This window comes from Eubacterium uniforme (genome assembly GCF_900167115.1).
GTDB classification, from domain to species: domain Bacteria; phylum Bacillota; class Clostridia; order Lachnospirales; family Lachnospiraceae; genus Eubacterium_S; species Eubacterium_S uniforme.
The window spans coordinates 1-13,904 of the sequence record NZ_FUXZ01000002.1 but is presented as its reverse complement, the minus strand read 5'-3'; the positions used below and the strand labels follow the sequence as shown (position 1 = coordinate 13,904).

Below are 13,904 nucleotides of genomic sequence, written 5' to 3'. Positions count from 1 at the left end.
ATACACTAGTAGAGTTTTACTAATTTTCTATTTATCATCATCGACAAATTTGCCTTCTCCGTCTATTGTACTATTTCTAATAGTATCACTCATTTTTTTAGACATTGAATTAACTGTATTTTTAAATTGCATAGCAATAATAATATCACTAACACCACTATATAATACACCAATTCCAAGAAGTCTATATGCGATACTAACAGCGCCAAGAGGAAATACAACTAATAAAACACCAATAACAATATTAATCACTGCTGCTATTAATATCTTCTTCCATGTTTCATTCTGAAATCCCTTACTATTACTTCTTGCAAAATCTACAGCATTCTGAAGTTTTAATACACCATTAAAAATAATAATGATACCAATCACTGTTGGAATAAATGACATAATAGATTCTGATTTAGCTATGAAAAATATAGCAAATATTAAAAGTGTAATTCCAAACACCAAATCATATCTAAAGAAGTCTTGAACAAGATCCTTTTTCATATAATTAACAATAAATCTTGCGCCGAATAATCCTAATATAAGTGCAATACCAAAACATACAAAATCAGCAACTTTAAGTGGCCAAATTACCATAATAAGACCAGCAATAATAAATATAACAGCTCTATAAATAACTGATTTTTGTGCTTCCTTCACTCTTTCTTTAGCTTCTTTTAAAAACTCATCCATTAATTCTTTCCCACCTTTCTTTAAGTGATGCCTTTGTTTTCTTTCTTGTAAACTCGCATAAACCAAGTCTGGTAAATCCAACATAGGTAATATCACTCTTCATGTTTTCAATTAGTTTTAATATATCAAATTCTAACTTTTCATATAAATCTTTATTAGTCATATTAATGTAATCAACAATAATAATACCAGAAATCTCTCTAAGCTTAACTTGTTTTATAATTTCTTCTGTTGCTTCTAGATTAACTTTATAAAAAGTCTCATCACTATTATTACCTCTTTCAAATTTCGCAGAATTAATATCAATACTAGTTAGTGCTTCTGTCTGTTCTACCATAATGTTAGCACCAGATTTTAACCATACTTTTCTTTCTAAAAGTCTGTTAATATCTCGTTCTACATTATATAACTTAATTAAAGAATAATCATCATCATAAAATCTAATATTACATTTATCTTTTAAATCTTCAAAGATATCTTCCTGATCTGTTACAATCACGCAATCAAAGTTTTCATATCTTTTCGTATTATCATAAATTCTTGTTCCAGCTTTTAAATGTAGACATTTGTTCTTATATCCAGTGTATGTATTAATTAAATCATCAATAGTTTCATTTAAGAATTCAAAACTTAAAGATTCTAAATACTTTTCATATACACACGTTCTAATTATCAACTGGAATTCTGATAAATCAATATTCTTATCCATCAAATACGAATTAATATATGCTTTAACCTTTATAATAAAATCTTCATCATTAATCTTCTTTGAAACTCCAATTCCAGTAGCTGATGTTTCTAAAACAATATAATTAAAGTTTAAATTAATTGAATCTGTAACAACACAAGCTTTATTATATGTTTTCTCCTTCTTAACCTGTACTAAAATCTTCTGTCCACATTTAATGCTTGATTTAGTTCTTAAGAAAGCCTTTTCTTTATCATTAATCTTAACAAAATAAGCATCTATGTTCTTTGCATATTCAACCACTTCTCCTATGTAAATGTCTCCGGCATTTGCATAATAGTCGTCTATGTCAACAGATTCTAATTTATCATTTTCATAACCAAGTATCAGTTTTCCATTCAAGTACTTAGTAATTACAACCTTATCCAAATCACCCTCCACATAAACTTTCGACAAACCATATATATTACATATATTTTTGCATATCTATTTATCATATAAGTATTTATTGTATATCAATTAATTACTCAACATCATCAAGACTTCTAAATCCATTCTTGGTCTCATCAAACCATAATGTATCTTCTCTTGTATATTGAAAAGCATATTCATTATACTCAACGCCCGAGAACTTACATAATTGTTCAATTACAAGTTCAGGTTTAAGATTATTCTCACTACCCTGACTAACCCTCATATAAATAACAGGATTACCATCCTCATTCGTAAAACCAAAATCATGAATCAAAGGTTTAATATCAATTTCTCTTTCACTCTTCTTGGTTTTCTTTAATACAACAATTTCAGAAAGTTCATAAAACTTCTCTATGTTTTCGCACAAAGTTAAAGGATTAATCTTTGTATACTTAGTAGCATTTTCACTACTAACTAATTCATTATAATCATCCTTAACTACGGCGGTATAATCAGCGCCACCAACTAGACTCATAGCCTTTTTAGCACCATCTGGAAGCAATACAACAGATAAAACCTCTATTTCATCATTCATTGTATCATTAAGTCTTTTTAATATATCATCTGTACTAGTAAGTGAATTTACTTCAACATCAAAGTATTCACCATTACTATAAAGTCCTACACCTAAAGGCGCAGCAAATGACATCTTCTGATGAGGTGAAAACCCTTCAGAATATGCTACATCTATTTCACTTCTTCTTATTGCTTTTTGAAAATATCTCATAATATCAAGATGGCCGATAAATTTCATACTGCCATGCTTTGAAAATTTAATTCTAAGTTTCATATCAAAATCTTTCTAAACATATTACTCTAAACTTAAACTCATACTAACATATATAACTACTTATCAAGACTACCTGGACAATAAACGCCACTCTTAAATACTGTAATTCCACAGCCCTGACACTTATCTCTACAGTTATTAGTAATTTCCTCGCTCTTTGCTTTTAGCCATTCTCTCTTATAAAATTCCTTACTAACACCAACATCAAGCATATCCCATGGAAGAACCTCTTCTACATCCCTTTCTCTTGAAATATAGAAATCCATGTCAATTCCAGCTTCTTCAATAGCCTCATCCCAACGAGTGTTATCATAAAAATCACTCCATGCATCAAAAATACATCCTTTTTCATATGCTTTTAAAATACATTTAGCAACTTTTCTATCTCCTCTGGCTAGTAGTCCTTCTAAAACTGATACATCTGCTTCATGCCAGTTATAGCGAAGGCTCTTTTTATTAAGCATTGCTTTCATTTCATCATTAACTATCTTAGCTTTGCCTAAGAACTCTTCTTTTCTATTCATAGAAGCCCACTGGAAAGGAGTAAATGGCTTAGGTACAAAGAATGATGTACTTGCAGTAACCTGAACCTTACCAATACGCTGATCCTTTGGAATCTCATAATATCTTTCAGCAATCTTTTCTGAAAGATGAGCAATTCCTTTCATATCATCAACAGTCTCTGTTGGGAGTCCAAGCATAAAGTATAACTTAACCTTATTCCATCCACTTTCAAATGCCATACCAGCACCCTTAAGTATAACTTCCTCAGTAAGCCCTTTATTAATTACATCTCTAATTCTTTGAGATCCACCTTCAGGAGCAAATGTCAATGAGCTCTTTTTAACATCCTGAACCTTACTCATAACATCAAGTGAAAATGCATCTATACGAAGTGAAGGAAGTGAAACATTAACTCCTTTACCCTTAAACTCATCAACAAGGAATGTAACTAGACCTTCTAAATCTCTATAATCACTTGAACTTAATGAACTTAGTGATATTTCCTCATGTCCTGTTGACTTAAGCATTTCATAAGCTGTCTTTTTAAGATGTTCAAGGCTTCTTTCTCTAACTGGTCTATAAACCATACCAGCCTGACAGAATCTACATCCTCTAATACAGCCTCTCATAATTTCTAAAACAACTCTATCCTGTGTAACTTTAATATATGGAACTAAAGGTTTTGTAGGATAGAATGTATCATCCATATTTGTTTCAATTACTTTTCTAACCTTGTCAGGAATCTTATCAAAATCTTCCTTAGTTAAATTTGGATAATCCTTTATATCTAAAGAAAATCCATCAAATTCTTCCGCACTTAGTTTTAAATTGCTACTAACTTCATTCTTATTTTCTTTTAAACTATTGACATCATCACTAGTCGTTCCTGCGTTTGCATCATTGTGATATATCATATATTTATTAATATTATTTATACTTCTAACTGTACCATCCTCATTATATGATATATTATATAACGCAGGTGCGTATATACCTGGAATAGAACTTGCCTTAACTAAAAATTCTTTTCTTGATAATCCCTTAGCCTTACACTCTTTATATAAATCAAGTAATGCATAATGACTAACTTCACCTTCACCTATGTAAAACAAGTCAAAGAAAGGTGCAATAGGTTCACCATTATATGTACATGGTCCACCACCTATTACTATAGGATCATCTTCTTCTCTATCTTTCGCCAAAAGAGCTATCTTAGATAGATCAAGTACCTGTAAAATATTTGTATAACACATCTCGTACTGAATTGTAATTCCAAGAAAATCAAAATCTTTAACCGGATCTTGTGATTCTAACGCAAAAAGAGGTATATCTTCTTCTCTCATAATCTTATCAAGATCTGGCCAAGGAGAATATACTCTTTCACAATATACATCGTCTCTTCTGTTAAACATCTCATAAAGAATCTGGATTCCAAGATGAGACATACCTATCTCATATACATCCGGAAAACACATTGCAAATCTAACCTCCACATTCTCCGGATTCTTTTTAACCATATTTATTTCATTACCGATATATCTTGCAGGCTTTTCAACCTTAAGAAGTATCTCGTCACTAAGTGCTAATTTTCTCATATACTTTCTAACCTTTATTTAATCATATTATTAAAAAAGCATGTTTCAGCTCCAGTATGGCAAGGAACACCAATCTGTTCGACCTTTGCAAGAATTGTATCCTTATCGCAATCTAAGAATAATTCTTTTACATACTGAAAATGTCCAGAAGTAAGTCCCTTTTCCCATAGTTCATCCCTACTTCTACTATAATATGTCATTCTTCCAACTTCTAATGTATGTTCATAAGCTTCCTTATTCATGTAAGCAAGCATTAAAACCTTATCTGTTTTATAATCTTGTACAATAACAGGAACCATACCATTACTATCAAGTTTCAAATCTTCCCATTTGAAAACTGCATCTATTTTCACATCCGCTCTTTTTACAAGAATTTCATTTGGATTATTCATATTTAATCTCCTAAATTATATATTATTATTCATTTATTTGTTATTTCTAATATAAGCGTAATCACATATATTCTACCATTTTTTTATATGATTTAAAAGTTATATTTGCTCAAAATAATACCGATTTTTAATTTAGAAAACCCAAATCAAAAATCGGTAAGTTTCATTTATAAACTACCTTTAGTAGATAAAACATCTTTAATTCTATCATCTTTTTTTGTAGCATTATCAAGTGCCTTAGCAAATGACTTAAATATTATTTCTATCATATGGTGATTATTACCGCTCTCTAACATCTTGATGTGTAAATTCATACCAGCTGTGTAAGTAATTGCATAGAAGAATTCACGTGTCATCTCTGTATCGAAATAACCAACTCTGTCAGTAGTAAAATCAGCGTTAAACACTAAATAAGGTCTTCCCGATAAATCAAGAGCACATAAACATAGGCTTTCATCCATAGGTAAGATTACTGAACCATATCTATTAATACCCTTTTTATCTCCAACTGCTCTTCTGATAGCATTACCAATTGCAATACCTGTATCTTCTATGGTGTGGTGACAATCCACATAAAGATCACCTGTAACTTTAACCTTTAAATCAAATAAGCCGTGTCTAGCAAAGTTCTTAAGCATGTGATCAAAAAAACCTATACCAGTATCAACTTCAGCCTTTCCACTACCATCAAGATTTATCTTAACACTTATATCTGTTTCATCTGTTTTTCTTTTATATTCTGCTACTCTTGCTTCCATAACTTCTCCTTATATTAACAATATCCAGGAATCTTTCATCCCTGGATATCATTATATCAAAAATTCTATTTATCTTCAAATCTAACTTTGATTGAATTAGCATGTGCAGTTAAACCTTCAGCATTAGCGAATTTAATAACATCGCTGCTTACTGGTTCAAGCGCTTCCTTAGAATAATAAATGATACTTGATTTCTTCATAAAGTCATCAACATTAAGTGGTGAGAAGAATTTAGCTGTACCATTTGTTGGTAATACGTGGTTAGGACCAGCAAAATAATCTCCAAGTGGTTCTGAACTGTATTCTCCAAGGAATATTGCACCTGCATTTCTAATCTTTGTCATAGTTAAAAACGGATCTTTTGTTACAATTTCTAAGTGCTCTGAAGCAATTTCGTTCGCTACATCAACAGCTTCATCCATTGTATCAACAAGTAAAATGTATCCAAAGTTTTCAAGTGATTTTTCAATTATTTCTTTTCTGCTTAAAATTTCAACAAATCCATCAACTTCCTTTGATACTGCTTCTGCAAGTTCCTTAGATGTTGTAACTAAAATACATGAAGCAAGTTCATCATGTTCTGCCTGTGATAAAAGATCTGCAGCAACATATCTTGGATTAGCTGTTTCATCAGCAATAACCATAACTTCGCTAGGACCTGCAATTGAGTCAATACCAACATGTCCATATACGGCCTTTTTAGCAAGGGCTACAAAAATATTACCAGGGCCTACAATCTTATCAACCTTTTTAATGCTTTCTGTACCATATGCAAGTGCTGCAACTGCCTGAGCACCACCAACCTTAAGGATAGTGTCAACACCTGCTTCTTTAGCAGCAACTAAAGTTGTTGGATTAATCTTTCCATCTTTTCCAGGTGGTGTAACCATAACAATTTCATCAACGCCTGCAACCTTAGCAGGTACAACATTCATAAGAAGTGATGAAGGATATGCAGCCTTTCCACCAGGAACATAAACACCAACTCTTTCAAGAGGTGTAATCTTCTGACCTAACATTACACCATCCTCTCTTGAAGAGAACCAGCTTTGCTTAAGCTGTTTTTCATGGTGATCTTTTATATTTGCAATTGCTTTTCTTATGATAGTAACAAGTTCTTTATCCTCGATTTCATCATAAGCTTTTGCAATTTCTTCCTCTGTAACTCTAAGTGTATCTGCTGTAAGTGTAGCGCCATCAAATTTAGCTGTATATTCAAAAACAGCCTTGTCTCCATTAGCTTTAACATTTGCTAAGATTTCATCTACTGATGCCTGATAACTATCATAGTTATTAGGACTACGCTTAAGTAAATCACTAAGAATATTCTTTTTGCTCTGTTCATCAAGTTTAATAATTCTCATCTCTTACCTCCAATATATTATTCAATTACAGATTTTAAATCTTTAATTAACTTACTAATTCTTTCATTTTCCATTTTAAGACTAACTTCATTAACAACCATTCTTGCAGATAATGGGCAAATTTCTTCTAATACTTCAAGACCATTTTCCTTAAGTGTTGTACCAGTCTCAACAATATCAACAATAACTTCTGATAAACCTACAATTGGTGCAAGTTCAACAGAACCATTAAGTTTAATAATTTCAACAGTCTGATGCTTTTTATTATAAAAATAATCCTTCGCAATCTTTGGATATTTTGAAGCAACTCTAATCATCTCATGTGTTTCAAGTAACTTCTTAGCTGAAGCAGGACCACATACACACATGCGACACTTACCCATATTTAGGTCAACTACTTCATATAACTTTCTATTTTCTTCTAAAATCGTATCCTTACCTACGATACCTATATCAGCTGCGCCATATTCAACATATGTTGGAACATCACTAGCCTTAGCTAAGAAGAACTTAAGACAAAGATCTTCATTTACAAATAAAAGTTTTCTTGTATCCTTATCCTTCATTTCCTCGCAAGTAATACCTATCTTTTCAAATATACCAAGACTTGTTTTTGCAAGTCTACCTTTCGCTAATGCAATTGTTAAATATCTCATTATTATTTCCTTTAACTTTCAAATATTTTATCAATACAGACTTTTCATCTAATTCTATTTCATATATGTATCAATCTTAACTTCTTCTTTTTTATCATTTGCTAAATCATAAATGTACATATCAGTATTATTTAAAATATAATATGCTTTAGTATTACCATCCTCTTTAGCACCATTTAAATATACTTCATCATCAATGCTACTGCTCTTTCTTGTAAGACTTACATTTACACCTTTACTTCTAAGAGACTTAGCAAGATCAATTGCAACTTTTCTATTGAAATGTTTAAATAATACACAAACATTTTCATCATCATTCTTAATCTCAATGTTCTGTCTCATAAGAGCTGTCATTAATGTATCAACATTAATAGCGAATCCAATCGCTGGTGCATTCTTACCAAACTGAGCAAGAAGATTATCATATCTACCACCTGTTGCAATTGCATCACCTGTCTTATATGTATATGCATTAAAAATAATACCTGTATAGTATTTATAATAACTAATCATACCAAGATCAAATGAAACATATTCTTCAAGGCCATAAATCTTTAAGATATCATATACCTTACGAAGTCTTTCAAGTGATTTTTCTGACTTCTTAACATCTGTAATGTCATCAGCTTTTTCTAATACTTCAATACCACCAAATAATTCTGGAAGTTTCATAAACATATCCTTGTATTTCTGTTCAATTCCTTTACCATCAAGAATATCTTCCATACCAAAATTATTTTTATTAACTATCATCTGTGTAAGTTGATCTTCTGTTTCCTCATCTATATTACACTCTTCAATAAGTCCTTTATAAAATCCTGCTTCACCAATTGAAATCTTAAAATCACGAAGACCAGCTTCTAATAAACTTTCAACTAAAACAGCAATCATGTCTGCATCAGCATCAGATGAGTTATCTGAAATAAGTTCACATCCCATCTGAGTAAACTCTTTAAGTTTACCTTGATGTTCAGCATTATTAATAAATGTATTTCCATTATAGCAAAATCTAATTGGTGACTTAGTATCTGTATAATACTTAGCAGCACATCTTGCTATTGAAGGAGTCATATCAGGTCTAAGCACTAATGTATATCCTTCTCTATCAAAGAACTTATACATATTCTTAGAAGCAACTGAACCTCTCTCCTTATTGAATATATCAAAGTATTCAAACATAGGAGTCTGAATATCTCTAAATCCATTTCTTCTAAAAACTTTATGGATATTATCAGTTATAGTAACTTTCTTTTCCATTTCACTAGCGTATATGTCTCTAACGCCTTCAGGGGTATGTAATAATACTTTATCCATATCTAACCTCATTCCTTACTTCGCTCTTTCGCTTTACCGTAGTAAAGTAGTAATGCGATAACACGATAAATTTAATAGCGCAATGATAACATATTAACAATGTCTTTGTCAAGCATTTTAAACAATTAATTTATATAATAGTAAAAACTATCTCTATTTTGAAGAAAATTGTATTATTTCTTATACAATGTTATAATATTCTCGGGTATAAATTTATAAGGAGGTATTAATATGATTATCTTACTTAATATTATTTCAGCATTGTTTTCCCTATTATTAGGTGGATTATTTTTCTTATGTGCTGCAACACTATTATTAGAAGATCTTTTTTCTAGTTCAGGAAGCAATGGTTTTCTTTTTATTATTGTTATATTCTTTATAGGAATCGAATTTATTTTGCTATCAAAATTCCACAAACAAATTTTGGAAAATATCGACCCAGTATATAGTTTTAGATTCTTTCTTACCTTGGATATGATTGTATTTTTCTTTGGTAGCTCATTTTATAATCCATTATTACGAATAACATTAAATACATATATTTACATTGTTTTATCAATCATACTATATTTTAGTGGACTATTAATTATTAAAAGATATAAAAAAATAAATGAAGAAAAAAATAGAGAAAACACATCGGAATAATCCGATGTGTTTTCTCTATTTTATATACTTCATTATTTTCTGCAAATCATGATCAGATACTTCATAATAATAATCTCTAAACGAAACCATACCTGTTTGTGATGATACATATGCTATATTATCATTTTGAAAATCTATGATAACATCATAATCAACATTTTCAACTTTTTCTATTTCTTTTCCAACATGAATAATCCACTTCATATATAATATAAAAGCATCTTTATCTTTATCAGCTAATTCTATCTCTTTATCATTATATGATATTTCTACTTTTTCACATTCAACAGACCAAGGTGAATTAGCCCACCAGCCACCTTTTACATCATTAACAGGTGACGTACATAATCCATAAAACAAACCAGTAGCTATAACACTTCCAAATGATAAAACAACAAATAAAATCGCTGTCTTTCTATCCATTTCCAAACTAATTCTCCTTATGCTCAAATATTTCTTTAATTTTATCCATATTTTCTTTAGATATATCAACAACTCCATATCCTAAATCTAACATTCTTTCTTTTGATGATATTTTGGCATTATTTCCATTTTTGAAATCTAATAAAATATCATACTCTGTATTATCATTTTTTTCAGTACAATCCACTTCCTCTTCCTGACATATATTTACTAATATATCGACAAATTTCTCTCTTTCTCTCCCTGTTAAAATATATTCTTTCTTATTATAGGTTATCTTTATTTCATCAGAAGCAACATTAAAAGAATTAACTCCTATTTTTGGTTTACTTCTAAAATGATTCAAATTGGTACACACGAATATAATTAAAAATAATATCCCCAAAAACACCAGTACTCCATATTTTTTTTTCATATATTTATTCTCCTCGTATAATATCTTTTAGATACAATAAATGTACCTTGATAACTTAATTAAATTTGTTCAATAGGCTTAGTAAAGCCCATGATATAATTGTTCCTTAGTGTCAATCAGGTAATAATTCTGTTTTCCCCTGTCGGATCAGAGAATGATCACTTCATAAATAGTCTGTTCCCCTGACATTGAAGTTAGCTTCAGACCAGCTGGCTGTTTGCTTAAGTTCATGGACTGCCTCTTAGCAGTGGGGTTCGCATTAGTCCATCTTAAGCTGGATTCTTATATGCGAGGGTGTCGATGCTCCATGATCATGGGTTTTACCAAGCCGATTGAACACTCAAATCCAACATATAAAGAAGGTGAAAAAATGAACCCACTTTACGTCGGTATTGATGTTAGTAGTAAATCCAATGTCGTTTACCTGATGCTTCCTGATGGTAAGAAACATAGTAACTTCTCTGTTCCAAACTCTCAGGATGGATCAACTCAGATGATAAAGAGAATTCTTTCTGTACTTACATCTCATTCCTTTGACACTGTCATCATCGGGCTTGAAGCCACTTCAGTGTATGGTGACAATCTGGTCTATTTCTTAAGGGAAGATGCCATTCTGGCACCTTATAACAGAAAGATTCATGTTCTCAATCCCAAGCAGGTAAAGAAGTTTAAGGACTCCTACAATGACCTGCCCAAGAATGATTATATTGATTCCTTCATCATCGCTGATTGCCTGCGCTTTGGTAGAATCAACAATGAGGTTTATGTTTCTGATTATCGCTATAAAGCTCTTCAGAACCTCACAAGGGCACGTTTTTACGCTGTCCAAAACCTCACCAAGGAAAAGCGGCGTTTTATAAACGTCCTATTCAAGAAGTATTCTACTATGACGCAGGAGAAGGTATTCTCTAATACCTTCAGCACTACTGCCTTTGCTGTCTATCAGGAAATCGAATCTGCAGAAGCATTGGCAAATATGGACTTACAAGAGCTTACGGACTTTATTATAGAAAAAGGAAAGAACCGCTTTCCTGATCCTGATGCCGTAGCCAAAGCCATTCAGAAAGCTGCCAGAAGTTCCTACCGCTTACCCAAGACGGTGAATGACTCCGTTAATCAGGTGCTTTCTATATCCATAACCTCTATGAAGGCATTGGAATCTCAAATCAAGGAGTTTGATAAAGCTATTGAAGCTGAAATGCAACTCCTACCCAATGTATTGACATCCATTCACGGTATTGGTCCGGTAATCTCAGCTGGAATAATAGCTGAAATAGGTGATATCAATCGTTTCCCTAACCAAGCAAAACTCGGCAAATATGCAGGTCTTGCTTGGAAGCAACATCAGTCTGGAAATTTTGATTCTGAACATACCCGACTCATCCAGTCAGGTAACAGATTTCTAAAATACTATCTGTACAAAGGTGCCTTTTCTCTTGTGAGGTGCGACACAGAGTATTCCAACTTCTATCACTCCAAATATAAGGAAGTGAACAGATTCCAGCACAAACGTGCACTCGCATTAACTGCCCGTAAATTTACGCGGTTAGTCTTTCGACTGCTGAAAGACAATCGTTTATATCGTGCAGCAGAATAGATAATTCTTTCTGCTGATTCATACCCTGCTTTAAAAAAGCAGAAATAGCAGGGTTTATTAAGGTCACCCAATTTTCGACAAATGATATGCAAATGTATTCAAAAATGTATTAATTCATACTTGACATATCACCGCTGGACTATTTTAAATAAATAACTCCATCTACATATTTATCATTAACATATACTATTGCATTCTCTCTTGAAAAACTTTGCCCATTATTCACCTTAATGAAATACTTCATTTCATTATTATGTGCATCGATAATAGAAAAATATCTTGCATATCCTCCTCCAACGACCCAATGATCATGATATGTTGGTTCATTCTTCAATCCTACGATACATGGTCTTTTATTATCTATAATATCTTCAATTTTCTCTTGTATATAATTTTTATTCAATAATTCTTCAACAGCATTTTTTTCTTTATATACACAATTCTGATTTTTTCCGATTTCCGAAAGATATTTATTTATTCCTTTTTTTACCTCTTTATAATCTGTCCCTTTCCCCGAATCACCTAGCAGTTTTTTAAAATGATTAACAAATGCCATCTGTTCAATATCTGTTTTTGCATCATAATACTTATTATTTATATACGAACTACTAATATGATCATAATAATAATAGAAAAAAATAGCTGATGCTGATGAACCACACGTATTATCATTATTATAATTTATATATCTTGTTCTATGTGGAATACTTCCATATTTTTGTAGAGTCATGTTATTATACGTAGTGTTGGTGTATGTACTCTTACCCTTTGGATCTTTTATACCTTTAGGATAAGTTATTGTAACGCTTTTCTTTTTATTACTTATATTTATTCCTTTATAATTATCTATATTTTTGTACACCTCATCAGTTTCTATTTCAATATTATTCACATCTTTCTTTTTAACTTTTTCACCTGTAGCAATATTTTCAATCTCATTATCATGATTGGTTTCCGAATAATAAGAGCCTACTCCTGCGTAATATGATTTTTCATCATCACAGGCATTAAATTCATCAATTTTAAAATTTTCCGAGAATTCAATCAATTCTCCATCAACTCCAATTATTGCATAACCTTTTTCACCTTGCATATAATACGCAACTATACTATCCTCAACGTTATATAATGGTTCCGTAGTATTACAATCTACCACTAAGCTATCCGTTATATATAACTCATTTTTTTGTTCAGTAGCCACGCTAATGTGCGTTGTAAAAACAATTGCAATAGACAATGTTGTAACTAATACTTTTCTTTTAAACAACTTCATAATTTCATTCTCCATTCTACTACAATGGTTTTATAGTTAATATTCTTAACATCTAGTTAAGATGTTATCTATCTTATTGCTTAAGCTGTATAATGATGGGAGCAATAGGTATATCGGCTTCCTTTCTTGGACCTCGCGTCCGTAAACTAGACTGATAACCAGCTCCTCATTAGCAGCGTTCGTTTTATGCAGGTTGTTTCACCATAGGGTGCATTCGTGTCACACCACAGTAGATTGAATAGGCAATGAGTAAAACTGGTGTATATCCATTGCACTATATTTTTAAGGAGTGACAAATATATGAACGCAGTAGGTATTGATGTTTCAAAAGGTAA

At 31.4% G+C, this 13,904-nt stretch carries 14 protein-coding genes; 2 read left to right on the top strand and 12 right to left on the bottom strand.

The annotated features are described in order from the left end of the window. Positions 1 to 27: 27 nt before the first annotated feature. The 9 genes from B5D16_RS00080 to hisZ all read right to left on the bottom strand — a co-directional run bounded on the left by B5D16_RS00080 (position 28) and on the right by hisZ (position 9,216). Positions 28 to 681 (bottom strand): HdeD family acid-resistance protein, encoded by a 654-nt coding sequence (locus tag B5D16_RS00080; protein WP_159444237.1) that lies wholly within the window; start codon positions 679 to 681, stop codon positions 28 to 30. Next, positions 674 to 1,798 (bottom strand): ribonuclease E/G, encoded by a 1,125-nt coding sequence (locus tag B5D16_RS00075; RefSeq protein ID WP_159444236.1) that lies wholly within the window; start codon positions 1,796 to 1,798, stop codon positions 674 to 676. The genes B5D16_RS00080 and B5D16_RS00075 overlap by 8 nt, the downstream gene beginning before the upstream one ends. 94 nt (positions 1,799 to 1,892) lie before the next feature. Continuing rightward, positions 1,893 to 2,633, bottom strand: coding sequence for a TIGR03936 family radical SAM-associated protein (locus B5D16_RS00070; protein WP_078764914.1), 741 nt, complete (start codon positions 2,631 to 2,633; stop codon positions 1,893 to 1,895). Between the two features lie 56 nt (positions 2,634 to 2,689). After that, positions 2,690 to 4,732, bottom strand: a complete 2,043-nt coding sequence (locus B5D16_RS00065; protein ID WP_242942952.1) for a TIGR03960 family B12-binding radical SAM protein — start codon at positions 4,730 to 4,732, stop codon at positions 2,690 to 2,692. Positions 4,733 to 4,746: 14 nt separating this feature from the next. Continuing rightward, a complete protein-coding gene (gene hisI / locus B5D16_RS00055; RefSeq protein ID WP_078764913.1) occupies positions 4,747 to 5,124 on the bottom strand; it encodes a phosphoribosyl-AMP cyclohydrolase in 378 nt (125 codons plus the stop codon). A 167-nt stretch (positions 5,125 to 5,291) separates the two neighbouring features. Then, the gene (gene hisB / locus B5D16_RS00050; protein WP_078764912.1) at positions 5,292 to 5,882 is read right to left on the bottom strand and encodes an imidazoleglycerol-phosphate dehydratase HisB; all 591 of its coding nucleotides are present in this window, start codon (positions 5,880 to 5,882) and stop codon (positions 5,292 to 5,294) included. 65 nt (positions 5,883 to 5,947) lie between these two features. Then, positions 5,948 to 7,246 (bottom strand): histidinol dehydrogenase, encoded by a 1,299-nt coding sequence (gene hisD, locus B5D16_RS00045; RefSeq protein ID WP_078764911.1) that lies wholly within the window; start codon positions 7,244 to 7,246, stop codon positions 5,948 to 5,950. 17 nt (positions 7,247 to 7,263) lie between these two features. Beyond that, positions 7,264 to 7,902, bottom strand: coding sequence for an ATP phosphoribosyltransferase (hisG, locus tag B5D16_RS00040; RefSeq protein ID WP_078764910.1), 639 nt, complete (start codon positions 7,900 to 7,902; stop codon positions 7,264 to 7,266). 54 nt (positions 7,903 to 7,956) lie between these two features. Continuing rightward, positions 7,957 to 9,216 carry an ATP phosphoribosyltransferase regulatory subunit gene (gene hisZ / locus B5D16_RS00035; RefSeq protein WP_242942951.1) on the bottom strand — a complete coding sequence of 420 codons (1,260 nt, stop codon included), beginning with the start codon at positions 9,214 to 9,216 and terminating at the stop codon, positions 7,957 to 7,959. Positions 9,217 to 9,447: 231 nt separating this feature from the next. On the opposite strand from hisZ, the gene B5D16_RS00030 reads away from it, so the two are divergent. Next, positions 9,448 to 9,861, top strand: coding sequence for a hypothetical protein (locus tag B5D16_RS00030; protein ID WP_078764908.1), 414 nt, complete (start codon positions 9,448 to 9,450; stop codon positions 9,859 to 9,861). A 15-nt stretch (positions 9,862 to 9,876) separates the two neighbouring features. On the opposite strand, the gene B5D16_RS00025 is transcribed toward B5D16_RS00030, so the two are convergent. Both B5D16_RS00025 and B5D16_RS00020 read right to left on the bottom strand, forming a co-directional pair. Continuing rightward, positions 9,877 to 10,284, bottom strand: coding sequence for a hypothetical protein (locus B5D16_RS00025; RefSeq protein ID WP_159444235.1), 408 nt, complete (start codon positions 10,282 to 10,284; stop codon positions 9,877 to 9,879). Positions 10,285 to 10,291: 7 nt separating this feature from the next. Then, positions 10,292 to 10,699 carry a hypothetical protein gene (locus tag B5D16_RS00020; protein ID WP_078764906.1) on the bottom strand — a complete coding sequence of 136 codons (408 nt, stop codon included), beginning with the start codon at positions 10,697 to 10,699 and terminating at the stop codon, positions 10,292 to 10,294. A 313-nt stretch (positions 10,700 to 11,012) separates the two neighbouring features. Between B5D16_RS00020 and B5D16_RS00015 the strand changes: the two genes are divergently transcribed. Then, positions 11,013 to 12,296, top strand: coding sequence for an IS110 family RNA-guided transposase (locus tag B5D16_RS00015; RefSeq protein WP_242942950.1), 1,284 nt, complete (start codon positions 11,013 to 11,015; stop codon positions 12,294 to 12,296). Between the two features lie 139 nt (positions 12,297 to 12,435). Here B5D16_RS00015 and B5D16_RS00010 read toward each other — a convergent pair whose 3' ends face one another. After that, complete coding sequence (locus B5D16_RS00010) at positions 12,436 to 13,569, bottom strand: hypothetical protein (protein WP_078764905.1); 1,134 nt, start codon at positions 13,567 to 13,569, stop codon at positions 12,436 to 12,438. Positions 13,570 to 13,904: the final 335 nt, after the last annotated feature.